The 24,087-nt window shown below is 50.0% G+C and carries 20 protein-coding genes; 8 read left to right on the forward strand and 12 right to left on the reverse strand.

Annotated features, from left to right (window positions below; genetic code table 11):
- Window positions 1-28 precede the first annotated feature (28 nt).
- Window positions 29-2,236 (forward strand): S46 family peptidase, encoded by a 2,208-nt coding sequence (locus tag MKQ68_RS03860; protein WP_264282156.1) that lies wholly within the window; start codon window positions 29-31, stop codon window positions 2,234-2,236.
- A gap of 37 nt (window positions 2,237-2,273) precedes the next feature.
- Here the strand turns inward: MKQ68_RS03860 and MKQ68_RS03865 are convergent, their stop codons facing one another.
- Together MKQ68_RS03865 and MKQ68_RS03870 are read right to left on the reverse strand one after the other, a co-directional pair.
- Window positions 2,274-3,173, reverse strand: coding sequence for a class I SAM-dependent methyltransferase (locus MKQ68_RS03865; protein WP_264282157.1), 900 nt, complete (start codon window positions 3,171-3,173; stop codon window positions 2,274-2,276).
- A 115-nt stretch (window positions 3,174-3,288) separates the two neighbouring features.
- The gene (locus tag MKQ68_RS03870; protein ID WP_264282158.1) at window positions 3,289-4,836 is read right to left on the reverse strand and encodes an acyl-CoA mutase large subunit family protein; all 1,548 of its coding nucleotides are present in this window, start codon (window positions 4,834-4,836) and stop codon (window positions 3,289-3,291) included.
- Between the two features lie 177 nt (window positions 4,837-5,013).
- Between MKQ68_RS03870 and MKQ68_RS03875 the strand changes: the two genes are divergently transcribed.
- Window positions 5,014-5,937, forward strand: coding sequence for a M23 family metallopeptidase (locus tag MKQ68_RS03875; RefSeq protein WP_264282159.1), 924 nt, complete (start codon window positions 5,014-5,016; stop codon window positions 5,935-5,937).
- Between the two features lie 104 nt (window positions 5,938-6,041).
- On the opposite strand, the gene MKQ68_RS03880 is transcribed toward MKQ68_RS03875, so the two are convergent.
- The 6 genes from MKQ68_RS03880 to MKQ68_RS03905 form a co-directional block, all read right to left on the reverse strand.
- On the reverse strand, window positions 6,042-6,572 hold the full coding sequence (locus MKQ68_RS03880; protein ID WP_264282160.1) for a DUF7935 family protein: 531 nt from the start codon (window positions 6,570-6,572) through the stop codon (window positions 6,042-6,044).
- Window positions 6,573-6,664: 92 nt separating this feature from the next.
- The gene (locus MKQ68_RS03885) at window positions 6,665-8,092 is read right to left on the reverse strand and encodes an L-serine ammonia-lyase (RefSeq protein WP_264282161.1); all 1,428 of its coding nucleotides are present in this window, start codon (window positions 8,090-8,092) and stop codon (window positions 6,665-6,667) included.
- Window positions 8,093-8,442: 350 nt separating this feature from the next.
- Window positions 8,443-8,943: an FKBP-type peptidyl-prolyl cis-trans isomerase gene (locus tag MKQ68_RS03890; RefSeq protein ID WP_264282162.1), complete on the reverse strand. Its 501-nt coding sequence runs from the start codon at window positions 8,941-8,943 to the stop codon at window positions 8,443-8,445.
- A 35-nt stretch (window positions 8,944-8,978) separates the two neighbouring features.
- Window positions 8,979-9,437: an FKBP-type peptidyl-prolyl cis-trans isomerase gene (locus MKQ68_RS03895; RefSeq protein WP_264282163.1), complete on the reverse strand. Its 459-nt coding sequence runs from the start codon at window positions 9,435-9,437 to the stop codon at window positions 8,979-8,981.
- A 167-nt stretch (window positions 9,438-9,604) separates the two neighbouring features.
- Window positions 9,605-11,242: a chaperonin GroEL gene (gene groL / locus MKQ68_RS03900; RefSeq protein ID WP_264282164.1), complete on the reverse strand. Its 1,638-nt coding sequence runs from the start codon at window positions 11,240-11,242 to the stop codon at window positions 9,605-9,607.
- Window positions 11,243-11,308: 66 nt separating this feature from the next.
- Window positions 11,309-11,593, reverse strand: a complete 285-nt coding sequence (locus MKQ68_RS03905; RefSeq protein ID WP_285892325.1) for a co-chaperone GroES — start codon at window positions 11,591-11,593, stop codon at window positions 11,309-11,311.
- A gap of 327 nt (window positions 11,594-11,920) precedes the next feature.
- Between MKQ68_RS03905 and nusB the strand changes: the two genes are divergently transcribed.
- From nusB to coaE, 4 genes are all read left to right on the forward strand, one after another.
- Window positions 11,921-12,844 (forward strand): transcription antitermination factor NusB, encoded by a 924-nt coding sequence (gene nusB / locus MKQ68_RS03910; protein ID WP_264282165.1) that lies wholly within the window; start codon window positions 11,921-11,923, stop codon window positions 12,842-12,844.
- 48 nt (window positions 12,845-12,892) lie between these two features.
- Window positions 12,893-13,339 carry a DUF1573 domain-containing protein gene (locus MKQ68_RS03915; protein ID WP_264282166.1) on the forward strand — a complete coding sequence of 149 codons (447 nt, stop codon included), beginning with the start codon at window positions 12,893-12,895 and terminating at the stop codon, window positions 13,337-13,339.
- A 29-nt stretch (window positions 13,340-13,368) separates the two neighbouring features.
- Window positions 13,369-13,728: a preprotein translocase subunit YajC gene (yajC, locus tag MKQ68_RS03920; protein ID WP_264282167.1), complete on the forward strand. Its 360-nt coding sequence runs from the start codon at window positions 13,369-13,371 to the stop codon at window positions 13,726-13,728.
- Window positions 13,729-13,811: 83 nt separating this feature from the next.
- Entirely contained in the window at window positions 13,812-14,399 is a 588-nt protein-coding gene (coaE, locus tag MKQ68_RS03925) for a dephospho-CoA kinase (protein WP_264282168.1), read from the forward strand.
- A 54-nt stretch (window positions 14,400-14,453) separates the two neighbouring features.
- Here coaE and MKQ68_RS03930 read toward each other — a convergent pair whose 3' ends face one another.
- Both MKQ68_RS03930 and MKQ68_RS03935 read right to left on the reverse strand, forming a co-directional pair.
- The gene (locus MKQ68_RS03930) at window positions 14,454-15,647 is read right to left on the reverse strand and encodes a pyridoxal phosphate-dependent aminotransferase (protein ID WP_264282169.1); all 1,194 of its coding nucleotides are present in this window, start codon (window positions 15,645-15,647) and stop codon (window positions 14,454-14,456) included.
- 99 nt (window positions 15,648-15,746) lie between these two features.
- A complete protein-coding gene (locus MKQ68_RS03935) occupies window positions 15,747-16,478 on the reverse strand; it encodes a DUF4397 domain-containing protein (RefSeq protein WP_264282170.1) in 732 nt (243 codons plus the stop codon).
- 473 nt (window positions 16,479-16,951) lie between these two features.
- On the opposite strand from MKQ68_RS03935, the gene secDF reads away from it, so the two are divergent.
- On the forward strand, window positions 16,952-20,092 hold the full coding sequence (secDF, locus tag MKQ68_RS03940) for a protein translocase subunit SecDF (RefSeq protein ID WP_264282171.1): 3,141 nt from the start codon (window positions 16,952-16,954) through the stop codon (window positions 20,090-20,092).
- 174 nt (window positions 20,093-20,266) lie between these two features.
- Here secDF and MKQ68_RS03945 read toward each other — a convergent pair whose 3' ends face one another.
- Window positions 20,267-20,587 carry a HesB/IscA family protein gene (locus tag MKQ68_RS03945; RefSeq protein ID WP_244841554.1) on the reverse strand — a complete coding sequence of 107 codons (321 nt, stop codon included), beginning with the start codon at window positions 20,585-20,587 and terminating at the stop codon, window positions 20,267-20,269.
- A gap of 93 nt (window positions 20,588-20,680) precedes the next feature.
- Between MKQ68_RS03945 and MKQ68_RS03950 the strand changes: the two genes are divergently transcribed.
- Window positions 20,681-23,470, forward strand: a complete 2,790-nt coding sequence (locus MKQ68_RS03950; RefSeq protein WP_264282172.1) for a TolB family protein — start codon at window positions 20,681-20,683, stop codon at window positions 23,468-23,470.
- Window positions 23,471-23,587: 117 nt separating this feature from the next.
- Here the strand turns inward: MKQ68_RS03950 and MKQ68_RS03955 are convergent, their stop codons facing one another.
- Window positions 23,588-24,046 carry a hypothetical protein gene (locus MKQ68_RS03955; RefSeq protein ID WP_264282173.1) on the reverse strand — a complete coding sequence of 153 codons (459 nt, stop codon included), beginning with the start codon at window positions 24,044-24,046 and terminating at the stop codon, window positions 23,588-23,590.
- Window positions 24,047-24,087 lie beyond the last annotated feature (41 nt).

Raw genomic sequence — 24,087 nt, forward strand, 5'->3', positions numbered from 1 at the left:
TGCTCTTTTTACACCAAACAACACACGTATGTTGCAACAAATGCTGAAACGCGCCGTGCTGCCAGCCCTGTTCGTTTTATTACAATTTCGCGCCCACGCCACCGAAGGCATGTGGCTGCCGCACCTGCTGTCGAACATGAACGAAAAGGAGATGAAGGGAATGGGCATGAAGATCAATGCGGCAGATATCTACAACGTCAATAAAGGCAGCCTGAAAGATGCCATCGTGAGCCTTGGCGGCTTTTGCACCGGCGAACTCATATCTTCTCAAAGCCTGTTGCTCACCAACCACCATTGCGGTTATTCAGCTATACAAAGTCACTCGTCCGTAGAAAGTAATTACCTCGAGAAAGGCTTCTGGGCAAAGTCCCGGGCGGAAGAGCTGCCTAATAAAGGCCTCTTCGTTACCTTCATCGTACGCATCGAAGACGTGACCCTGCAGGCTTTGCAAGGTGCCGGCAGAAATACGCCGGAGAAAGACCGCGCGCAGGTCATAGAAGCGAATCTGGCTAAGATCAAGGACAACGCGAAGAAAGAAGATTACCAGGATGTAGTGATCAAACCTTTTTACGAGGGCAACCAATACTACCTGTTCGTCACAGAAACTTACCGCGACGTTCGCCTGGTAGGTGCGCCACCATCTTCCATCGGTAAGTTCGGATCAGACACCGATAACTGGGTTTGGCCCCGCCATACAGGCGATTTTTCGCTGTTTAGGATTTATGCCGGGAAAGATAATCGTCCCGCAGAATATTCGGCCGATAATGTGCCTTTAAAGCCTAAACACTTTTTGCCCGTATCGCTCGACGGTATCGCGGAGAACGATTTCACGATGGTGTTCGGTTTTCCGGGCCGTACTACGGAGTATCTGCCTTCGCAGGCCGTGAAACTTACCGTAGAGGGACAAGATGTAGCCCGTGTAGCTATGCGTGATGCAGCGCTGAAGATCATCGACGGTTTTATGCGCCAGGATGAAAAGATCAAAATACAATATGCGGCCAAATACGCCAGCACCGCCAACGCCTGGAAGAAGTGGATCGGCGAAATGCAGGGCGTGCAGCAAACAAAAGGTATTGAGAAAAGAATCACTTACGAAACGGAATACACCAAACGTCTGAACGCCAACACCTCTCTGAAAGAGAAGTACAACGGTGTGCTGGACTCACTTAACACGATTTACCAGGACTTTTCGCCTTACGCCGTTAACCGCGACTACTATTCCGAACTGACCCGCAACGTAGAGCTGCTCTCTGTTTCAGATAAGTTGATCAATATGATGAATGAAGTAAGGCAGAAAGGAGAAAGTGAATACCCCGCCCTGCGCGAAAAGTTTCTTGCCAGCCAGGCTTCGTTCTACAAAGATTTTAGTGCGAAGGTGGATCATGATGTAGCCGCTGCCTTGTTCGACCTTTATTTCACGGCTGTGCCCTCCCGCTTCATTGGCGGCGAAGCCACACAGATATGGATGGAAACAAATAAAAGCGGTAAACAACTGGCGGATAAGTACTATAGTAATTCCGCACTCGTGTCGTACGACAAGCTGAAAGCCTTCCTGGATAAACCTTACCGCGATGTGGCCACGGACATATTTAAAGATCCGGTCACACGCATGAGCATTGCCTTGCGAAATGGCTTTATCGAAAATGTAAATAACCCTGCCGTAGGCATGCAGAACGATATCAACCGCCTGCAACGTATCTACATGCAATCGCAAATGGAAGTGCTGAACGATCGCCGTTTTTACCCGGATGCAAATAGTACATTACGCATCACTTATGGTAAAGTGAATGGCTATCGCCCAACAGACGCAAAAACGTATGACTTCATTACCACGCTCGATGGTGTGATGGAAAAATATAAGCCAGGTGATTATGAATTTGACGTGCCGGAAAAACTGCGCACCCTGCATGCACAAAAGGACTACGGTCAGTACGGTGCAAACGGCCGTATGCCGGTTTGTTTCATAGCTTCTAACCACACGACTGGCGGTAACTCCGGTAGTCCGGCCCTGGATGCGTATGGCAACCTCATTGGCCTCAACTTCGACCGCACCTGGGAGGGTACGATGAGTGATATTAACTACGATGCGTCTATCTGTCGAAATATTATGGTGGACGTACGTTATGTGCTGTTCATCATCGACAAGTTTGCCGGTGCCAAACACCTGGTAGATGAAATGAAGCTCGTCCATCCAAAGAAAACAGCGGTGAAAGCCGCTCCCGCGAAACGGGCATAAAAACAAAGGCCGGGCGATAAACCCGGCCTTTAATTTTTTATGCTTGGATTTTACATTCATATACGATCGAACTACACACATCCACGTTACGCAGCGCTTTCCGGTAAGAGCGGAACCCGTTCCAGAACCCCTTTACCAGTCCGCTGCCGCCGGATTTATACTTCTCACTTAATAAACTCACATAGAACGAATCAAACACCATCGGGTGCTTTTTTACGACTGTAATGCCGTGTGCCAGCAACATTTGCTGCATGGCAGCAGGGGAGAAGTGGTACAGGTGGCGCGGCACATCGTAGGCTGCCCAATGTTCACCGTAAATGACTGCATCTTTAGACGTATAGTTTGGGACAGCGATCAGCAACGCGCCGCCGGGTTTTAACACCCTTTTGATCTGCTCAACGTATCCATGCAGGTTGTGCACATGCTCCATGACATGCCACATCGTCACCACATCAAATTGCGCGGCTTCGATGGTGAACAGTGCCTCTGAGGGCAATGCCGCCAGTTTGTACAGCGTTTGTGCATTGGCCCGTGCGCCTTCGTCTGGCTCGAGGCAGGTCACCTTCCAGCCGGTTTGTTGCATAAAGTGAGCAAACGCGCCGGTGCCGGCCCCAATGTCGAGCAGGGAACCCTCTTTCTGCTTGGCTGCGGACTTCACCCAGTTTTGTTTGGATCGGAGGGTGATCTTACGCGCACTGTGGTACAGGCGGTTTACTAGTCCTTCCTTCGTTTCGGTATGCGAAATATATTCCTCCGACTTATAATAAGCGCCAATCTGGCTTTCTTCGGGTATATGCTGCGTGAAACGGCCGGTGCAATGCGCACAATGCCATATTTCAAACGATGATTTTGATACGGTATAATCCACCGCGTTTAACGCGTGGGCGATGTGATCGGACCCACATAAGGGACAATATTGATACGAAATAAGGCTCATGTTGCTTTGTTCCGGTTTACGCCGGCCGGAGGAAAAGGCCTCCTGGCCGCATGCCGGCGAAGTTAAATCTTGAAATCCGTTTTTGGTAAAACGGTTGTTACTTTTTTATGCGTGGTTAGCGGTACTCGCCCCACACTTTACGCAGCGTGTCCGAAATTTCGCCCAGTGTGCAGTAATGCTCTACAGCATCGACTACGAGCGGCATCAGGTTTTCGGTGGTACGGGCGCAGGCTTCAATAGCTGACAGCAACTCCTGCACCTTTGCATTGTCGCGGCGGGCGCGCAGCGAGGCGAGCTTTTCTGATTGCAGGCGGCGAATGCTGTCGTCCACCCTAAACACTTCCGGCGCTTCCTCTGCCTGAACGGTAAACTTGTTCACACCTACGATCACCTTTTCGCCTGTTTCAATTTCTTTCTGGTAGCGATACGCGCTGCGGGCGATTTCGTCCTGGATAAATCCCTGTTCGATCGCGCTCACCGCACCACCCATTGCATCTATCTTATCGATCAGCAGTTGCGCCTGGGCCTCCACTTCGTTGGTGAGTGCTTCGACATAGAAAGATCCGGCGAGCGGGTCTACTGCGTCTGCGACACCACTTTCGTAACCTACGATCTGCTGGGTACGCAGGGCGATGCGGGCGGCAGCTTCCGTCGGTAGCGACAAGGCTTCGTCGTAGCCATTGGTGTGCAAAGACTGCGTACCGCCTAACGTAGCGGCCATCGTTTGAATCGCCACCCGTACAATATTGTTATGTGGCTGCTGCGCCGTGAGCGTACTGCCACCGGTTTGAGTATGAAAACGGAGCATCTGTGCTTTGGGATCGGTAGCCCCCAGTTCCTTTGTGATGTTCGCCCACATGCGGCGGGCAGCACGGAATTTGGCTACTTCCTCAAAAAGATGGTTATGCGCGTTAAAGAAGAAGGAGAGGCGTTTGGCGAATACGTTTATTTCTAATCCCTTGTCGATCGCCGCTTTCAGGTAGGCTTTGCCGTTGGAGAGCGTAAACGCCAGTTCCTGCACGGCATTAGCACCTGCTTCGCGGATGTGATAACCGGAGATGGAAATCGTATTCCACTTCGGCACTTCCCGGCTGCAGTAATCGAATATGTCTGTAATTACCCGCATTGAGGGCTGGGGCGGGTAGATGAACGTACCGCGTGCGGCATATTCTTTCAAGATATCATTTTGTATTGTGCCGGATATCTTTTTCAGATCGGCCCCCTGTCTTTTCGCCAATGCAATGTAAAGCGCGAGCAGGATGAAGCCCGTGGCATTGATCGTCATCGATGTGGAAATATTTTCCAGCGAGATGTCTTTGAACAGGATTTCCATATCCTCGAGTGAATCGATGGCCACACCAACTTTACCTACTTCACCTTCCGCCATGGCATGATCGCTGTCGTACCCAATCTGCGTGGGCAGGTCAAAGGCCACACTTAATCCCATTACGCCCTGGCTCAGCAGGTAGTGGTAGCGCCGGTTACTTTCTTCCGCCGTACTGAAACCTGCGTACTGGCGCATGGTCCACAGTTTGTCGCGGTACATGCTGGCATGCACACCACGCGTAAAAGGAAACTCGCCGGGCGTTTCCGTCATCGGTACCGGGGTAGTATATACCGGCTGAATAACTATGCCGGAATCCGTTTTGATCTGTTTGTCCATATTGGTAAGGTGGTTACAATGTTACGATATTTTCAGGCAATCGTTCAGGGGTACGGAAAGATACATATTACACACAAACGGCACAATACACTTCGATAGATACGGCACAGTTTATGAGCCGTTAACATTCAGTTTAAATAAGAACCAATAATTTGTGGTAAAATCCGAAGTCTGGCTATGATCAACTACCTGCTGTTATCTATTACCATTATCCTGGCCCTTTACAGTTTGCTGCTGGCGTATACAGCCTCCCGCAAACCTTTGCCCGATGCCGGTTTTCAGGCTGCCCTATCGCTGGCGCTGGCGTTATTTATCTATCTCTATGGCACTTGGGTTTATCTCAGTATTTATGCGCGTTATGCATTTGGTATCCTGTACATCATGCTGGCCGCGTATGCATTACTCCGCCGGCGGCGTGATCAGCCCTCCGGTAAGCGACTGGCGCTCTGGCGGCGCATCAGCCTTAGCTTTTTTACGATAACGATGCTGATACTGACTGTGCTTTATTTCACCGGTACCACCGGCAAACCCGATACGGTAAACCTCGGCTTCCCGTTTAAGACGGGCCGCTACTTTGTGTTACAGGGCGGTAAAGGTCTGCCGAGCAACTTTTTTCATTTCAGCATCCGTGGAGCCATTTATGCAATGGACATCGTGCAGCTGAACAAATACGGTGGCCGCGCCAACAGTGTATTTTCCCGCAACCTGGAGGACTATGCCATTTTCGGCGATACGGTGTTCAGTCCCTGCTCCGGCCGGGTAGTGCGTGCCGAAACGGACAATCCGGATAATATTCCGCCCAACATGCAGCGCGGTCCCAAGAATACGAATATGGTCGTGATCGAAACGGAGGAATACACCGTATTTCTTGCCCATCTTAAACGGGGCAGTGTAAAGGTAAAAGAAGGCGATATGATCCAGAAGGGCCAACCCCTTGGCGCTGTAGGCAACTCCGGCTTCAGCGCGGAGCCGCACCTGCATATCCAGGTGCATGCAAAGGAGGGCGACAAGCCCTGGTACCAGTCAAAGCCGCTGTACATCCTGTTTAACGGCCGCGGGTATCTGTTTAACGAAGTGATTAACGCGAGAAAAGGATATTAAACGAGGTGAATGGCCTCGTAAATCTTTTCAATCCAGTAATAAACGCGAGAAAACGACGAAGCCTGCATGGATCACATGCAGGCTTCGTTATTGAGAGACGTTGTTTACATAATCTTCTTCGCTTCCGCGCTGATGATTCTCGCTGCAATGTCCGCAGGCGATTCGCCGCTTTGCAGGAACACTTCCAGGATGCCTTTGTTCAGTTCTTTACCCGATGCGTCGGCAGGCAGTTTGGAAGCCACCTGTATGATGATGGATATCAACTGTTCTTTCACGGTTTTAACGGCTTCCCAGGCCTCGGCGGATACATAGATCTGCTGGGAGATATTATGCTCAAATTCGGCTTTAATCGTTTGAATAAGGCCAACCTGCATGTCGCTCACCGTAAGACCAGGTTGCGATACGCGGGTAATCAGGCTTTGGGGCGTGATGCGCTCTACATATAACACAATACGTTCGTAGGCCTGCAACTGCAATGGCAATGCGGCATTGCTGGATGGTGTTGCCGGGGGCTGGCTGCCTGCCAGTGACTTTTCTTTTTCTTTTTTGATCAGATCTTTGATCGTAGAATAAATAATGACAGCTGCGCCTATGATCAGTACTGCGTACAGTAACTGTGAATTAGAAATGGACATGAATGTATATGGTTTTATATCGCGCACAAACATAGTAATTAATTATTATGTTTTTAGCACTTATCCTGAATGATAAAGAAAATATTTTTCGTTTAACACTCTGGTAAACTGATCGGTATGTTCACCGCCAGGCCGCCATCGGAGGTTTCTTTGTACTTCGAGTTCATGTCCTGCGCCGTATCCCACATGGTTTTCACCACGGCATCCAGCGATACTTTAGCCAGTTCCGGGTTACTTTGCAGAGCGAGTTGCGAGGCGGTAATGGCCTTAATCGCTCCCATGGTATTTCTTTCGATGCAGGGCACCTGTACCAATCCGCCGATGGGATCGCAGGTTAAACCGAGGTGGTGTTCCATCGCGATCTCTGCCGCCATTAGTACCTGCCGTTGCGAGCCGCCCAGGCATTCTGTAAGCGCTGCTGCGGCCATGGCCGACGATACGCCGATCTCCGCCTGGCAGCCGCCCATCGCAGCTGAAATGGTAGAGCGTTTTTTAAAGATGCTGCCGATTTCGGAGGCGGTCAGCACGAAACGCATGATCTTATCTTCCTCGTATCCGTCGCAGAAGGTGATGTAGTATTGTAAAACTGCCGGTATCACGCCGGCCGCGCCATTGGTAGGCGCCGTCACCACGCGACCGAACGAAGCGTTTTCTTCGTTCACCGCCAGGGCGAAACAGCTTACCCAGTCAAGTGTATAGGCAAAATGACTGCCGCCCTCGCGGATGGCTTTTACCCAGCTATCGTAGTCGTTATAGGTACGGCCTTTCAGCAGCCTGGTATTGAGTGCGGCCGCCCTGCGCGCAACTTTTAGTCCGCCAGGCAGCTCGCCGGATGTATGCGAACCCCTGTAAATACAGGCTTTCATCACTTCCCAGATGTTCATCACTCCTTTGCGGGTCGCTTCTTCCGATCGCCAGGCCAGTTCGTTCTCCATCACCACTTCCGAAATGGAGTACCCGGTTTTGATACACCATTGCAGCAACTGCCGCGCGGTGTCGATCGGGAAGGGGAGGTCTACCTGCTGTCCGCCGGCATTACCTTCGCCCTCTTTTACGACAAAACCACCGCCGATCGAGTAGTAAGTAGAAGCGGTCTGGTCGCCGTTATTAAACGTTACCAGGAAGGTCAGCGCGTTCGGGTGAAACGGCAGCGATTCCTCGTACAGGAAGTCGATATCTGTTACCGGGTCAAAATCTATTTCGTGTTTACCCGCCAGCACCAGCTTTTTCGTACGGCGGATGTCGTTAATTTTCGGGGTAATGTTGTTCACATCGAACGTAACCGGGTCGTCGCCGGCCAGGCCGAGTTGTACTGCCACGTCTGTACCATGCCCATAGCCGGTTTTGGCCAGGGAGCCATACAGTAATACGGTCACATGGGTAATATCGGATAGCTGGCGCTCCGCTTCCAGTTCGTGCAAAAACCGCATGGCAGCACGCCATGGGCCTAAAGTATGTGAGCTGGATGGTCCTACGCCAATCTTAAAAATGTCGAAAACGGAAATGCACTCGTGCGCCACAGAAAAGAGTTTAATAGTCAAAAGTAACGAAAGATCGGCGATGCACAGTGCCGGTCATCGCTGTAAATGACATCTGCGTGAGAAACTTAATATGGAACGGGCATCGTCTCGCTGTTCATCCGCCTCTCCCGTCATGGCGAACGCGAGCGAAGCGACCCTCCGCTTTAGTCTTCGCTTCGATGATTTAGCCTGGAGGCTTGGGCGTAGGGTCGCTTCATTTCATTCGCGATGACGATAAAGGCATAAGAGAAAGCGCCCCTTCCAGAGACGCTTTCTCTTATGTTATAAAGATGAAGGCATAAAAAAAGCACCTCCTTCCGGAAGCGCTTTCTCTTATCTTATAAAGCAACTTAGTTGATATAAACCTCCACCAGCTTCATCCTGAAATACAACACGGAGTTAGCAGGGATCTTTTCGGAAGCACTTCTACCATATGCTAGCCCGGAGGGGATCAGCATTTCCAGCTCGCCGCCCTGGGTGGTTTTACGCAAACCGTACTGCCAGCCACGGATCAGGTTCATCAGCATCGCGCCGCCAAGGGTGCTGGTAGAGTCGCCTGTGCCATCGAAGGTGGTGCCGTTCAGCAGTTTACCAACGTAAGATACTTTCATTTTGGAGGTCAGTTTCATGGTGTCGGTGCCGGTACCATGTGTAACGATTTTGTAATACAGACCGGTGGTGTCGCGTACCATGCCGGTAATATTTGCGGTGTCGATGTAATGTTTAATGATCTCTTCATCCTTCGCAGCCTGTTTTGCCGCATCATAGCTTTCTTTTTCGTCTTTCTTACAAGCTGTTGCCAAAACCACGAGCAATACTGCAGCCAGGCCTAAAAGGTGTTTCATCTTCATGTGTACGTTATTGAAATATAAAAGTAACGAATTGATTAGTCTTTAAAGTCCACCAGTTCTATCTCGGAGATGAGGGGCGCGTTAGCGGGTATGACGTTACTGATCCCTGCCGGACCATAAGCCAGCGCCGATGGAATGTACAAGGTCATTTTGCCCCCTTTGCCAATGCGGGACAGGCCGATCTGCCAGCCCGGTATATGTTGATTTAAAGGCCTGCCGTCCAGCATGCTGGGCACGCCCAGGGAGGACTGCACGATTTTGCCGGTCACTAATTTGGTGGTAAAGATGACAGTGGGTACAGAGCTGCCTTTCATGGTTTCCGGGCCGCCCGTCCTGTGAACGCGGAACATGAGCCCTGAGGGGTCGCGTAAAACGGAATCGATGTTGTTTAACCTGAAATATGTTTCAAAAATGGCATCTTCCTCTTGCGCACGAACGATTCCGTCCTGACTTTGGGAAGTTTCCTCTTTGGTACAGGCGCAGAGTGCCGTCATAAAGCACAGGATCATTACAGTTATAGCACGTATCGTCATATATTAAACCGGCTGGTGTATATGTTTCTTAAACGGTTGAGGCGCGGTAAAGTTACAGAGGAAAGGGTATAAAAAAAGAGGCTGCCTTGCGGCAACCTCTCTTGTATTGGGAATGTCCGTATTTCCAATTAGTAATCCATGCCCATGCCAGGACCGCCCGGGTGCGCGTGGCCAGCGGCAGATTTAGGCTCTGGTTTATCAGCGATCACACACTCGGTGGTCAGCAGCATACCTGCGATAGAGGCAGCGTTTTCCAGCGCAATGCGGGATACTTTAGTCGGGTCGATTACACCTGCAGCGAGCATTTTCTCGTAAGTTTCAGTGCGTGCATTGAAGCCAAAGTCACCTTTACCTTCTTTCACTTTCTGAACAACGATAGAACCTTCGATACCGCAGTTAGCAGTGATCTGACGCAGCGGCTCTTCTACAGCGCGCTTAACGATCTGGATACCAGTAGCTTCGTCTTCGTTTGCACCTTTCAGTTTGTCGAGGGATTCGATAGCGCGGATGTAAGCAACACCACCACCAGGTACGATGCCTTCTTCAACGGCAGCACGGGTAGCGTGCAGGGCGTCATCAACGCGATCTTTTTTCTCTTTCATTTCTACTTCTGTAGCAGCACCAACGTACAGTACAGCCACACCGCCGCTCAGTTTAGCGAGGCGCTCCTGTAATTTTTCGCGGTCGTAATCAGAAGTAGTTACTTCGATCTGCGCTTTGATCTGGCCGATACGAGCCTGGATGTCAGCTTTTTTGCCTTTACCACCTACAACCGTAGTGTTGTCTTTATCGATCGTTACAGACTCTGCACGGCCCAGGTAAGTGAGGTCGGCGTTCTCAAGTTTGTAACCTTGTTCTTCGCTGATAACAATACCCGCAGTGAGGGTAGCGATATCCTGCAGCATTTCCTTACGACGGTCGCCAAAGCCAGGAGCTTTAACAGCAGCCACTTTCAGAGTGCCACGCAGTTTGTTTACTACCAGGGTAGCCAGTGCTTCACCTTCCAGGTCTTCAGAGATGATCACCAGGGGAGCGCCCTGTTGAGCAACTTTCTCCAGGATGTGCAGGATGTCTTTCATCGTGCTGATCTTTTTATCGTAGATCAGGATGTAAGGGTTCTGCAGTTCAGCCTGCATTTTTTCGCTGTTAGTGATGAAGTACGGAGACAGGTAACCGCGGTCGAACTGCATACCTTCTACTACTTCTACAGTAGTTTCAGTGCCTTTCGCTTCTTCAACGGTAATAACGCCGTCTTTAGTTACTTTTTTCATCGCTTCGGCAATCAGTTTACCGATAGCATTATCGTTATTGGCAGAGATAGTAGCTACCTGCTCAATTTTTTTGTTGTCGTTACCAACTTTCTCAGACTGTTTAGCCAGGCTGTCAACAATACCTTTAACAGCTTTGTCGATACCACGCTTCAGGTCCATTGGGTTAGCACCTGCTGCTACGTTTTTCAGACCTTCGCCGATGATCGCCTGGGCCAGAACGGTAGCGGTAGTTGTACCGTCACCTGCAATGTCAGCAGTTTTAGACGCTACTTCTTTCACCATCTGGGCACCCATGTTTTCGATAGGATCTTCCAGTTCGATTTCTTTTGCAACAGTAACACCGTCTTTAGTAACGCTTGGAGCACCGAATTTTTTCTCGATCACTACGTTACGGCCTTTAGGGCCCAGGGTCACTTTCACCGCGTCTGCCAGGGTGTCAACGCCTTTTTTCATTTTGTTGCGGGCGTCGATATTGAAGAATATTTGCTTTGCCATATGAATGGTAATTGTGGAGTTGTTTTAATGATTTGATTGTGTTCAGTTCGCGTAAACGCAATGGAATTAAACGATCGCCAGGATGTCTGACTCGCGCATGATCAGGTAATCTTCGCCTTCCAGGTTCACCTCTGTGCCGGAGTATTTGCCATAAAGTACAGTATCACCTACTTTAACAGAAACAGGTTCGTCTTTTTTACCAGGACCAGCTGCAATTACAGTACCGCGCTGAGGTTTTTCTTTAGCGGTGTCGGGGATGATGATGCCGCCTGCTGTTTTTTCTTCTGCTGCTGCGGGTTTAACGATCACCCTGTCAGCCAGTGGTTTAATACTTAATTTAGACTTAGCCATGGTTATTTGTAGTTTAAAAAGATTTTAATGTTTGATGTTGCTGAGTTCACGAGAATTATGCCAACGACCGTTTCGGGTCAAATTTGCAGGCGACAAAGATAAGTAACTGACAGCGTACTGTCAATTAATGTCAATTTTACAGTGGGTTGACAGTCAGGCCGCCTGTTCTGGCAGGGGCTTGTCAGGCGCCATACGCAGCATCCTACCGGAGTTTAGCGATAATTACAGCCGTTAAAGTGCTGGCGGTGATCAGGTATCGGCAAACGCGTCCGTAACAAATTTTCCCATATGCGCATAAAAACGTAGATTTGCGGCCATTTTGCATGCATGATTAGTAGAAGAAACATCAGAGTAAAGGTGATGCAGACGCTGTACACCCTCGAGACAATGGAGCAGGTGAAGCCTGGTACAGCCACCAGTCTGCTGAACGAGAAGTTAGACCAGACAAGCCAGGTATTTACGTACCTGTTGTACATGGTAACACAGGTGGCGCAATATGCCGAAACCGATTCGCAGGCCCGTGCCTCCAAGCACCTTCCCTCCGAGGAAGACCTGAACGTGAGCACGAAAATAGCTGGTAACGAGTTCCTGTACCAGATCATTAACGACAATGGTTTTAAAGTAAACCTGGATAGCTGGAAGCTGAAATTCCTGCCAGACCAGGAGTTGCTGCGTAAACTCTATAACACCCTCACCGAAACCGATACCTATAAGGCGTACATCGCCGAAGAGGGCCGTACAAAGTCGGCAGAGAAGCAGATGATGGAGTTTATCTATAAAGAAGTACTCAGCAAAAATGAATTGTTCCTCCAGCACATGGACGATCACTTCCTGAACTGGGGCGACGATGCCGAAATGATGGGCCTCCTGATCGGTAACTACTTCTCCAAACCGCAGCTCTTTAACTTCCTGCAGCTGATCAGCAAGGAAAAACTCGAATACGCCAGAGAACTGCTCCGCACCGTGATCGATAAGAAGGAATACTGCCTCGAACTGATTAAACCTAAACTCCAGAACTGGGACTCCGACCGTATTGCGGCCGTGGATATGCTGCTGATGGAGATGGGCGTTTGCGAGTTCCTGTACTTCCCGACGATCCCTACAAAGGTGAGCATCAATGAGTATATCGACCTGGCAAAGGCTTACAGCACACCGCAGAGTGGCCAGTTCGTAAACGGCATCCTGGATAACATCCTGAAAGACCTGGAACAGGCAGGACGTATCCAGAAAACCGATCGCACAAAAAAATAAAGAAAGCCCGACGGAAAAACTAATTTTACGTCAAACTCCTCTTTCCATATGAAGAAACTGGTTTACATCCTCGCCTTAGGCATTTTAACTGTGTCCTGCAACAACAACCAGGCTAAAACCGAAGGTGCGCAGGAAGGTACGTCGTTATCATCCGGCGAAAACAAAGGCGAACTGCCCGTGATCACTTTCGAGAACGCGGTGCATGATTTTGGCAAAATTACTGAAGGTGAAATCGTGGAGTACTCCTTTAAGTTCACCAACACCGGTAAAGGCAGCCTGTTGATCCGCAATGCCGTAGCCAGCTGCGGTTGTACGGTGCCCGAATGGCCTAAAGAACCCATTAAACCGGGTGAATCAGGCTACATGAAGGTGAGCTTCAACAGCAAAGGAAAACCCGAAGGTTTTACTGAAAAAGAAATCACGATCGAGGCTAACACCGAGCCGCCTGTAGTAAAAGGCCCTAAAGTGCAATGCACGATCGTTAAGAAGGCATAACTTGTTCTAAAACAATAAACAACAATAAAATGTACATTAATTTATTAAACACGCTGCTGATGGGCGCGCCTCCGGCCGGCCAGGGTAGCGGTGGATTCGGGATGGGTAACCTGCTGTTCATCGGTGGTATGCTCGTTGTGATGTATTTCTTCATGATCCGTCCACAAACCAAGAAAGCAAAAGAACAAAAACAATTCAGCGAAGGTCTGAAAGAAGGTGATAAAATCGTTACCATTGCCGGCATGCACGGTAAAATCAAAAGGATCAACGCAGATGGCACCATCCTGGTGGAAATCGCCGTTGGTACCAGCGTAACCATGGAGCGTTCTGCTATCAGCCGCGAATACTCTCAGGCTGCACAGGCTCCTGCCGCAGAAGAAAAGAAATAACTGTTTACAGATAACATCTTACAAGCCCGCTTCTTCCACGAAGCGGGCTTTGTGTTTTTGTACATTTTTACGACATTGCGTGTATGATGATCATTGGTCTCACTGGAGGAATCGGTTCGGGCAAAACTACAGTAGCGAAGATATTCGAACTACTGGGCATACCTGTTTACTACGCAGACGATCGTGCGAAACTGTTGATGACGGAGGACGAACAGCTGGTGTCCGAAGTAAGGCAGCACTTTGGCGATCGCGCCTACAATGCCGCAGGCGAACTGGAAAGGAAGTATATCGCTAACATCGTGTTTAATGATCCCGCCAAACTGGCGCTCTTAAATTCCCTGGTGCACCCTGCCACCATCCGCGATTCCGAAGTATGGGCCAACAGGCAAAACGCGCCGTACGTGATCAAAGAGGCCGCATTAATGTTTGAAACGGAATCGTTCCATCATGTGGACAAGGTGATCTGTGTATTTGCACAACAGGCGCTCCGCATTCAGCGGGTGATGAAGCGCGATAACGTTACCCGTAACGAGGTGCTGGCGCGTATGCACAAGCAGATAGATGAATCCATCAAAGCGAAATTATCGGATTACGTGATCTATAATAACGAGCAGCAGCCTGTCATTCCGCAGGTGCTGGCCTTGCATGAAACGTTACTGAAGTTATTATAAAACGCGAAGGGAGGAACGATGACCGTTCCTCCCTTCGCACTTATCGCTTAAAAGTTATTGCAGTTTTTCCAACCCCGCTTTCAGGCGTTTTAAACCTTCGGTGAGTTTCTCCATAGAAGAGGCGTATGACATGCGCAGGCAGTTGGGCGCCCCGAAGGCAGCGCCGGTTACCAGCGATACGTTGGCTTTGTGCAGCAGATACATACACAGGTCGTCGGCGTTGTTTACCTCCATGCCTTCGGCCGTTTTGCCGAAAAAAGCACTCACGTCCGGGAACATGTAGAATGCTCCGGCAGGCTCGTTTACCACGAGACCTTTAATTTCCTTCATTGCATTATATACAAAAGCGCGACGGTTGCGGAACTCGGCTACCATGTCGTTGGCAGTGTCCAGCGGGCCGGTGAGGGCCGCTACGGCTGCTTTTTGCGTGATAGAACAGGTGGCGGAGGTAAACTGGCTCTGGATCTTGTCGGCTGCTTTTGCAATGTGCAGCGGTGCCGCCAGGTACCCCAGGCGCCAGCCAGTCATCGCAAAGCCTTTACTGAGGCCGTTGATAATCACGGTACGCTCTTTCAGGTCGCCGAAGCTGGCAATGCTGGTATGTGCGCCGATATAATTGATGTATTCGTAAATCTCGTCAGAAAGGATGTATATCTGCGGGTGTTTAGCAAACACGGCAGCCAGCGCTTCCAGCTCCTCGCGGGAGTATACGGAGCCAGTCGGGTTACAGGGGGAGGAGAACATGAACATCCGCGTTTTGGGCGTGATGGCGGCCTCCAACTGTGCAGGCGTGATCTTGTAATCGTTTTCGATACCGCAGGCAACGAACTTCACTTCGCCCTGGCAAAGCTTCACCAGCTCTGAGTACGTAACCCAGTAGGGGGTAGGGATGATCACCTCATCGCCCGGATTAATGATGCTGAGCACGGCGTTGGCAATACTTTGCTTGGCACCGGTAGATACGACGATCTGCTCCGGGGTATAGGTAAGTCCGTTGTCGCGTTGCAGTTTCACGGTTACAGCCTTCTTTACTTCTGGATAGCCGGCTACGGGTGTGTAATGGGTAAATCCTTCGTCAATGGCCTTTTTCGCTGCATCGCGAATGTGTACAGGCGTATCAAAGTCGGGTTCACCGATGCTGAGGTCTACAATATCTATTCCCTGCGCCTTCAGTTCGCGGCTCAGTTTCGCCATCTTGATGGTTTGCGGCTCGGATATCCTCGAAAGTCGTTCTGCTAGTTGTAACATAGAAATTGATTAATAGCCTTTTGGCCGCGGCAAACCTACATAAAAAAAGGGAGCAATGATGCTCCCTTTCCTGTTCAAGACGGTTTATATAGCTGTAAACTAGTACAGGCTGTGTTTGTAAACGTTCAGTGCGATCTTGCGCGCATCGGTACCAGCGGCTTTTTTCAGGCCGGCCAGGTAAACAGTATAAACGTTACCAGCAGCAAAATCGGTAAAGGTTTTGCTTGCCAGCGCGGTGGTGGATCCCAGTTCGAACACTTCAATTTTCACCACACCTGCGTTGGTGCCCCAGAATTTCTGGTAAGTGCTGCCAACGAAGTCGCCATACGCGCGCTCACCAAAGATTTCTACATCATTCACCACTACTCTTACATTACCTACGTCCTGTCCAACATGGAGGAAGCGCATGTAAGCTTTATCGGAAGTTACGTTTGAATAATCTTCGATGATGTTTACCACTTTAACTGAGCTGTCAGCACCTGCTACATTATTGTTATAAGTGATTACGCTGTGCCATGCCAGGGTATCGTAAAGGGCCTGGTTAGTCGTCAGCGAGCTGTCGGAGTTGTATTTCTTAAACGAAAACTCCTGTGTGCCGGGCGTAACCTGTAAGGTTGCGTACTGGCCAAACTCGAAAGCTCTTGAGGTGATCTTTTTACCATTGTTAAATACATCCTGAGATGCAGGGTACACTGCCAGGTTAATCAGGCTGAGGATGGAGTACGGTTGTGCGGGTTGCGGATCGCCACTTTTCAGGCAGGAAGAAAATCCGGTAATCAAAATTGCGGCTGCTGCCACCAGCGTCCAGAGTCGGTTCATTCTTGTTAGCATGCTCTCTTTTGGTTTATAGTTTATTGATCTGTTTCTCATATGTTAGCTTATAACGCTAAAGATGCGGTTTGTATTTTCCTGTGCCTTACACCTCACTTCGCCTGGCGCAACAGGCATTCCGGCACTAAATGCGGGAAGCGTTCTTTGTTAAACGAAACAGGAGGGAAGAAGTTACACCGGCCGAAAAATAAAGCTTTTGGCCCGTTTAGGCGAATTTTACGTAATAATTTGGCAAAAGTTGCGTTCCGTTGGCTGTTAATTCATAGAATTTTCGTAGTATGGCAGGCTGCCGCGAGTAACTGTATTATTGCAAAGCAAGCATGTCGGTATGGCGTAGAAAAAATTGTTACGGTCAAAAGGCGCTCAAAATCAGGCAAATAATGTATTTGCAGGACTTTTGACGGGCACTTTAATATATCAATTTAAATTCTATCTTTGCAACTCTTAAAAAAAAATTATAAACCCGAATCAACATGCAACTAAAAGGACTGGTTAGATTTTTTGCTGTCGCACTGATCCTTATCTCTTTGTATCAATTGTCCTTCACGTTTGTGGTACGGAACTATGAGAAGAAGATAAAGCAGCAGGCCGAAAAAGATGTGGCCAAAAAGTATCCTGCAGCTACAGGAGACACGCTGAAGGATCTGCTGAGCGCAAGGAAACAGGAGATCATTGACAGCACCAGTGGTGAAGAAATTGCGGGTTTTCCCTGGTTTGTCACCTATACCAAAGCGAAAGAAAGAGAACTGAACCTGGGTCTTGACCTCCAGGGCGGTATGAACGTGGTGTTGGATGTAAGCGTGGAAGACGTGATCCGCTCCCTCTCCGGCTACTCTAAAGATCCGGCCTTCAATGCGGCCCTGGTTAAAGCCCGGGAAATGAAGAAATCAAGCCAGTCCGACTTCGTTACGTTGTTCGGTGAAGCTTATGCCCAGCAAGCCCCACAGGGTAAACTGGCGTCTATCTTCGCAAACGCCAGCCAGAAAGACCTGAACTTCAACTCCTCTAACGAACAGGTACTGAGTGTGATCCGCAAACGTTCGTCTGAAGCGATCAAAAACACTTACCTCGTACTACAGAAAAGGATCGACAAGTTTGGTGTAGCGCAGCCTAACATCAGCCTTGATGAAAATAAAGGTATCATCTCTGTGGAACTTGCCGGTGTTGATGACGCAGACCGCGTACGTAAATACCTGCAGGCCAGCGCTAACCTGGAATTCCGCGAGGTGCACAAAAACACGCCTGAATTTGCTAACCAGACTTTAGGCGCCGTTAATGAAGCCGTAAGAAACTACCTCGGTTACAGCACTGCCAAAACAACTACCGACACTGCCGCTACCGCTGCTGCTGCAACTCCTGCTCAGGATACTGCCGCTGCTGCTACTGCCGCCGCTACGAAAGATACATCTGCTATCGGTAGCCTCGACGTAGCCCTGGCTGCCGACAGTGGTAAAGGTTCCAAACTGGATTCCGTTGCTAAAATGCAGGCCGACTTCGCCAAACAGGCTCCCCTGTTCGCGGTGATGGTGCCTAACATGGACCAGCAAGGCAACACCGACTTTGGCCCTTCTATCGGTAACGTACATATTAAAGATACTGCGACCCTCCGCCGTTATTTCAACCTGCCTGCTGTTAAAGCGGTATTGCCGAGAGATTTCGTGCTGGCCTGGGGCGCTGCTTCTAAAAATCCGGAAGCTAAAAACTACCTGCCTGTTTACGGTCTGAAAGTAAACCCGGTAAACCCGAAAGCGAAAGTAACGGGCGAAATGGTAACCGATGCGAAACAATCGTTCGACCAGAACAGTAACGCAGAAGTATCCATGACCATGGACGAAACCGGTACCCGCGAATGGCGCAGGATGACCGGTGCGCTGAAACCAGGCAACATCGAAGACCGCAGAACGTTTAATTACGTAGCCGTGGTACTGGATGGTATCGTATATTCAGCTCCTTCTATTAATGGTGAGATTCCTAATGGTCAGTCTTCTATCTCCGGTAACTTTACCGTTGATGAGGCGAATGACCTGGCTAATATCCTGAAATCAGGTAAAATGCCTGCCCCGGCTAAAATCGTACAGGAACAGATCGTCGGCCCAACCCTGGGTGCTGAGTCTATCGCTGCAGGTGCTAAATCCTTCGCGATCTCCTTTGCGGTAATTTTCGTACTGATGCTGGTGTACTATAACACAGGCGGCTGGGTGGCTAACATCGCCCTCATCCTCAACCTGCTGTTCACCGTAGGTATCCTCGCTTCGCTCGGCGCAACGCTCACGATGCCTGGTATCGCCGGTCTGGTATTAACCATCGGTATGGCCGTGGATACGAACGTAATCATATTTGAAAGGATCAAGGACGAACTGAGTCGCGGCCGCACCTACCAGGAAGCGGTGGAACACGGTTACAAACGTTCCCTCGCACCGGTACTGGATGGTCACATCACCTCCCTGCTCACGGCGCTGATCCTGTTCTACTTCGGTCTTGGTCCGGTACTGGGCTTCGCAACTACACAGATCATCGGTCTGTTGCTGTCCCTGTTCTGCGGTATCCTCGTATCCCGTATGATCACCGACTTCTGGACAAACAAAAAACGTCACTTCGAATACTTCACACCTATTTCCCGCAAAATCTTCAAGCATGCGAACTTCGACTTCGTAGGCAAACGTAAGATCGCGTACGCTATTTCTGCGGTGGTAATGGTACTGGGTATCGCTTCGTTCTTTAACGGTTTCGACCACGGTATCGACTTCGCGGGTGGCCGTAGCTATACGGTTCGTTTCGACAAAGAAGTAAACCGTGAGGAAGTAAGAGAAAACCTGGCGAAAGTATTTGAAGCAGAACCTTTCGTGAAAACAGTAGGCCAGACCTCCGAGCAGCTGAGCATCACTACTTCTTACAAGATCGAAGAGCAATCTCAGACGATCGACCAGGAAGTATCCAGCAAACTGTTCGACGGCCTTAAACCCTACTATCCTGCCGGTACTACTTATGAAACATTCATGAGTAAATACGTGGTAGGTTCTCAGACCGTATCTCCAACGATCTCCGATGACCTGCGTACCGGTGCGATCAAAGCGACCGTGTTCTCTATCATCGTGATCTTCCTGTACATCCTGATGCGTTTCAGCAAATGGCAGTACTCTATCGGTACCATCTTCGCGCTGTTGCACGACGTACTGGTAACGCTGGCAGTATTCTCCTTCCTGCGTAACGTAGTGCCTTTCCCACTGGAAATCGACCAGCACTTTATTGCGGCGATCCTAACGGTGATAGGCTTCTCGATGAACGATACGGTGATCGTGTTCGACCGTATTCGTGAGTACTTCCGTAATGGTAAAGGGCTCGACAGAAATACGACGGTAAACAAGGCGATCAACGATACCCTGAGCCGTACGATCATGACTTCCTTCACCGTGTTCCTCACCATCCTGATCCTGTTCATCTTTGGTGGTGAAGCTACCCGTGGTTTCGCATTCGCGATGCTGATCGGTGTAATTACCGGTACTTATTCTTCTATCTTCGTAGCAGCACCAGTAATCGTTGACTTCGACAGGAAAAACGAACTGGCTAATGAGTCAGAAGTAGTAGTAGTAAAAGAAAAAGCGCCTAAACTGTAAGGTATAGCGCTAAGCATATTGAAAAGGGCCGGTATTTGCACCGGCCCTTTTTTTGTTTCGTTGCATAAAAAAAGCAAGCCGTTAAGCCTGCTTTTCTTTTTAGGTTGATGCGTGAGCAAATGTTTAAACGGAGCGTCGCAACGGCGGTTCAATAGTAGCAATGCCGTTGGCTGACTACTCACTAAAAGGATTTTTAAAAGTGAAGCCCCTGCCGCTGTCATTGTCCTGGTAGCCCACTTCCATGCCCATTAAGTGCAGTGCGTGCGCTTTTTTAATGATGACGGGAATGCCCGCCACGGTAAAGCGTGCATCATCTTCCAGCGGGGCGTCGAAGCCCAGCATGTACGACATGCCACCGCCTGAGCAGCCACCGCCGCCCTTTACGCCTATACGCAGGTGTTGCGTGGTATCAAAGCCATCCTGTTCCATCAGCTTCCGCAGTTCCGCTACTGCTGCATCTGTGAGCAGTACCGGCGTATGCTTTTGTGTGTCCATAATCCCCGGTTAATTTATTCAAAATTACAAAATCCGGACGGGGTAGCAATTAATGCGCGGAACCGTTAAATTTATAGCCTATTTCAAACAACTATGCGTCATCTTATCACCGCCTGTATGGCGATGCTGCTATTCCACTATACCCATGCCCAGGAGTTCGGGGGCAACCCGCCTTCGCACAAATGGCGGCAGATCAACAACGATACCGTGCGGGTGATATTTCCTGAAGGGATGGATAGTATCGGTCAGCGGGTGGCCAATACCGTGATGTACATCAACCGCCACAACCGCCTGTCTATCGGCGGTAAGCAGGAGAAGATGAGCATCGTACTGCAAAATCAGACCTTGCAGGCCAACGGTTACGTACAACTCGCGCCTTTCCGCTCGGAGTTTTACCTGGCGCCGCCACCCAACTCAAATGATATGGGGGCTATGAGCTGGGTCGATCAGCTGAGCATCCACGAATACCGCCACGTATTACAGAATACTAACTTCAATGTAGGCATCTCGAAAGTAGTGGGCATTATCGGCGGAGAACTCGGGCAAACCGCTGCTACAAACATCGCCGTGCCTAACTGGTACTGGGAGGGCGACGCGGTGTTGAGCGAGACGGCATTGAGTGAACAGGGTAGAGGGCGTTTACCGGCCTTTTTCGACGGTTTCCGGGCACTTTCGCTGGCGGAGAAGGATTATTCCTACATGAAGATCAGAAACGGTTCTTTAAAGGATTACGTGCCGAGTCATTACCCGCTCGGCTATATCATGAGCAGCTATGGGCGTTACGAACACGGCACCACCTTCTGGAAAGACGTTACGGACGATGCCGTTCGGTACCGCGGGGTGATTTATCCCTTCAGTCACAGCCTGAAACGCCGCACCGGTAAGAACGTGGCCGGCTTCTACAACGCCGGCATTAACTGGTACCGCCAGCAATGGGAGCGCGACGTACAGCAGTCCGGCGCGTTCGACGATACGGCCATGATAAGCCCCGATGTACGCACGGTAACCGATTACAAATATGTATACACCACTACCAATGGCGACCTGCTTGTTCTAAAGAGCTCCTATAAAAAGATCGCCGGCTTCTATCGTATTGATAAAAATGGTCACGAAGAGCGGTTGTTCGCACCAGGCTTTGGCTTTGACGACTACTTCGGCTACCGCAACGAACGTATGGTATGGACGGAAACCCGCTACCATCCCCGTTGGACGTGGAAAGACTATTCCGTTGTAATGATACATGAGGCCGGCAATACGCGGCAGCTTACGCTTAAAACCCGTTACTTCTCCCCGGATATTTCTGCGGATGGTAAACTGGTATGTGCCGTATCCTCCAGTCCCGATATGCATTACAACCTGGATGTGCTGGACGCCGCTACCGGCGAGGTGTACAAACAGCTGCCCAATCCGCAGAACTGGTATTACACCTATCCGAAATTTACAGATGACGGACAGTCGGTCGTTGCCGGTGTGCGTGGCCCTGACGGCCGCATTGCGCTCATTAAACAATCCATCGCCACCGGCGAAAGCACCTTCCTGCTGCCCTGGGACCGGCACGTACTGGGCATCCCGTCCTTGCAGGGCGACACGATACTGCTTACTGCCAACTATGGCAACGTAGATAACGTGTATGCCGTAACAGCCGACGGTGTTCATCAAGTCACCAACGCCCGCAACGGCGTGCAACATATGGCGGTCAGCGACGGGCAGCTCGTGTTCAGCGAGTTCACGGCCAAAGGCTATAAACTGTTCCGCACGCCGCTGCAATTCCGTAAGGTACAGGCGTCGCAAAGTGCCTGGCTGCGGCCGGACTTCAAAGAAGGCGGAAGTATTATCGGCAGGGTGCCGCAAACAAACAATCCGGTCACGAAGTATTCACAGTTGCATGGAATGTTCAACCTGCATAGCTGGGTGCCTGTATTCAGCGATCCCGATTTCAGCGTCACGGCTTATAGCGACAACATTCTTAATACCGTCACCGCATCTGCCAGTTACAATTACAATCGTAATGAAGGAAGCTCTCAGATCAGTGCCGACATCCTGTCCGGCGCGCTGTTCCCGTATCTTAGTACCGGCGCTGCCTACACGTTTAACCGCAGTTTGTATGTGAACGATAGTATAGAAGTATTCTGGCGTGAGGCCGACTGGCATGCGGGTATTTCTGTTCCGTTACAGTTGTCGCGCGGCCTGTACGGCAGGGCGCTTACGATCGGCGGTACTTACACGTACAAGCAGCGAATCAAAAACGCGTCCAGTAAATACATGTTCCGCGATACGGAATTGCAGTATGTAACCGGTACCCTCAGCTTCGTAAACCAGCGTATCAAAGCAAGGCAGCAGATCAATTCCCGCTTTGCGCAATCGGTGTACCTGCAATATCGCAGGTCGGTCAACGCGGTGCATGCCTGGCAGTTCATGGGGCGGGCCGATTTGTACCTGCCGGGATTATTCCCTACACACAGTTTGGTGCTGCAGGGTGCTTACCAGCAAAGGGATACAAGCCTGCGGTATGCATTTAACGACAACTTTGCCTACGCACGCGGTTACAACGAACCTTTTTACGAACGCGTATATAAACTCGGCGCCAACTATCACTTCCCGATCGCTTACCCGGATTGGGGCTTTGGGCATATGTTATATTTCATGCGGATACGCGGCAACGTGTTTTATGATCACAGTATCGCACGCACGCTGTGGAGCCTGCGTAATACGCGTTACGCATCCACAGGGGGAGAGTTGTATTTCGATACCAAAGTGGGAAACAGTATTCCGTTCACATTCGGGTTGCGGTATAGCTACTTGTTGGATATCGATCCGCAGGACCCGGGCCGGCAGCATTACTTTCAGTTGATATTGCCGTTGCAGCAGTTGTTTGCGTATTAGGGTATCCACATAAAAAAAAGCTCCTCGTTCCTTACGAGGCATACTTATAAAAAAGAGGCTGCCCGTTCTTCACGAGGCAGCCTCTTTTTTCGCGCTCCAGATCCGGAAGGATACCAGTTACCGTACAAAAAACTTCATCGCCGGTACCATGTACAGTTTATCACCCGCGTACTTTACAATGATGTTATTGAAGTACAACACATGCCCCGGTTGTATGGTTTCCTTAACATGTTTGGCCCATATCGGCGACAGGCGATCTGTCTTAAACACTTCGCCCGTAAAGTCAGTGTAGATCACCGGTTTGTTGGTAGTATCGTTTATCCCGATCTCGCGGCTTTCGTGTGTAAACTCGAACGACACGACCGGGTATTTATTCTTTTTGTTATCCCATACTACCAGCGGCGAATCGGCCATGGCAATAATGTCCGGGCGGGGTAAACTATCGGCCAGCAGGTTGTTCCAGGTAGTACGGAAACGGAGCGTGTTTTTAGCAGGAGTCGCCGGCTTCTTCGTCGTTTGCGCAGTGGCGCTCACAGCACCGGCCATTGAGGCAATAAATAAGAGTTTTCGTATCATAAGTGCTTAAAAAGGGAACGTCCGGTGTATTAACGACCGGA

It is taken from the genome of Chitinophaga horti, from assembly GCF_022867795.2.
Lineage (GTDB): Bacteria > Bacteroidota > Bacteroidia > Chitinophagales > Chitinophagaceae > Chitinophaga > Chitinophaga horti.

Bases quoted from the DNA above. Each gene is read 5' to 3' on its own strand.
- MKQ68_RS03860 (WP_264282156.1), top strand. From the start codon at position 29: ATGTTGCAACAAATGCTGAAACGCGCCGTGCTGCCAGCCCTGTTCGTT.
- MKQ68_RS03865 (WP_264282157.1), bottom strand. From the start codon at position 3,173: ATGAGCCTTATTTCGTATCAATATTGTCCCTTATGTGGGTCCGATCAC.
- MKQ68_RS03870 (WP_264282158.1), bottom strand. From the start codon at position 4,836: ATGGACAAACAGATCAAAACGGATTCCGGCATAGTTATTCAGCCGGTA.
- MKQ68_RS03875 (WP_264282159.1), top strand. From the start codon at position 5,014: ATGATCAACTACCTGCTGTTATCTATTACCATTATCCTGGCCCTTTAC.
- MKQ68_RS03880 (WP_264282160.1), bottom strand. From the start codon at position 6,572: ATGTCCATTTCTAATTCACAGTTACTGTACGCAGTACTGATCATAGGC.
- MKQ68_RS03890 (WP_264282162.1), bottom strand. From the start codon at position 8,943: ATGAAGATGAAACACCTTTTAGGCCTGGCTGCAGTATTGCTCGTGGTT.
- MKQ68_RS03895 (WP_264282163.1), bottom strand. From the start codon at position 9,437: ATGACGGCACTCTGCGCCTGTACCAAAGAGGAAACTTCCCAAAGTCAG.
- groL (WP_264282164.1), bottom strand. From the start codon at position 11,242: ATGGCAAAGCAAATATTCTTCAATATCGACGCCCGCAACAAAATGAAA.
- MKQ68_RS03905 (WP_285892325.1), bottom strand. From the start codon at position 11,593: ATGGCTAAGTCTAAATTAAGTATTAAACCACTGGCTGACAGGGTGATC.
- nusB (WP_264282165.1), top strand. From the start codon at position 11,921: ATGATTAGTAGAAGAAACATCAGAGTAAAGGTGATGCAGACGCTGTAC.
- MKQ68_RS03915 (WP_264282166.1), top strand. From the start codon at position 12,893: ATGAAGAAACTGGTTTACATCCTCGCCTTAGGCATTTTAACTGTGTCC.
- yajC (WP_264282167.1), top strand. From the start codon at position 13,369: ATGTACATTAATTTATTAAACACGCTGCTGATGGGCGCGCCTCCGGCC.
- coaE (WP_264282168.1), top strand. From the start codon at position 13,812: ATGATGATCATTGGTCTCACTGGAGGAATCGGTTCGGGCAAAACTACA.
- MKQ68_RS03930 (WP_264282169.1), bottom strand. From the start codon at position 15,647: ATGTTACAACTAGCAGAACGACTTTCGAGGATATCCGAGCCGCAAACC.
- MKQ68_RS03935 (WP_264282170.1), bottom strand. From the start codon at position 16,478: ATGCTAACAAGAATGAACCGACTCTGGACGCTGGTGGCAGCAGCCGCA.
- secDF (WP_264282171.1), top strand. From the start codon at position 16,952: ATGCAACTAAAAGGACTGGTTAGATTTTTTGCTGTCGCACTGATCCTT.
- MKQ68_RS03945 (WP_244841554.1), bottom strand. From the start codon at position 20,587: ATGGACACACAAAAGCATACGCCGGTACTGCTCACAGATGCAGCAGTA.
- MKQ68_RS03950 (WP_264282172.1), top strand. From the start codon at position 20,681: ATGCGTCATCTTATCACCGCCTGTATGGCGATGCTGCTATTCCACTAT.
- MKQ68_RS03955 (WP_264282173.1), bottom strand. From the start codon at position 24,046: ATGATACGAAAACTCTTATTTATTGCCTCAATGGCCGGTGCTGTGAGC.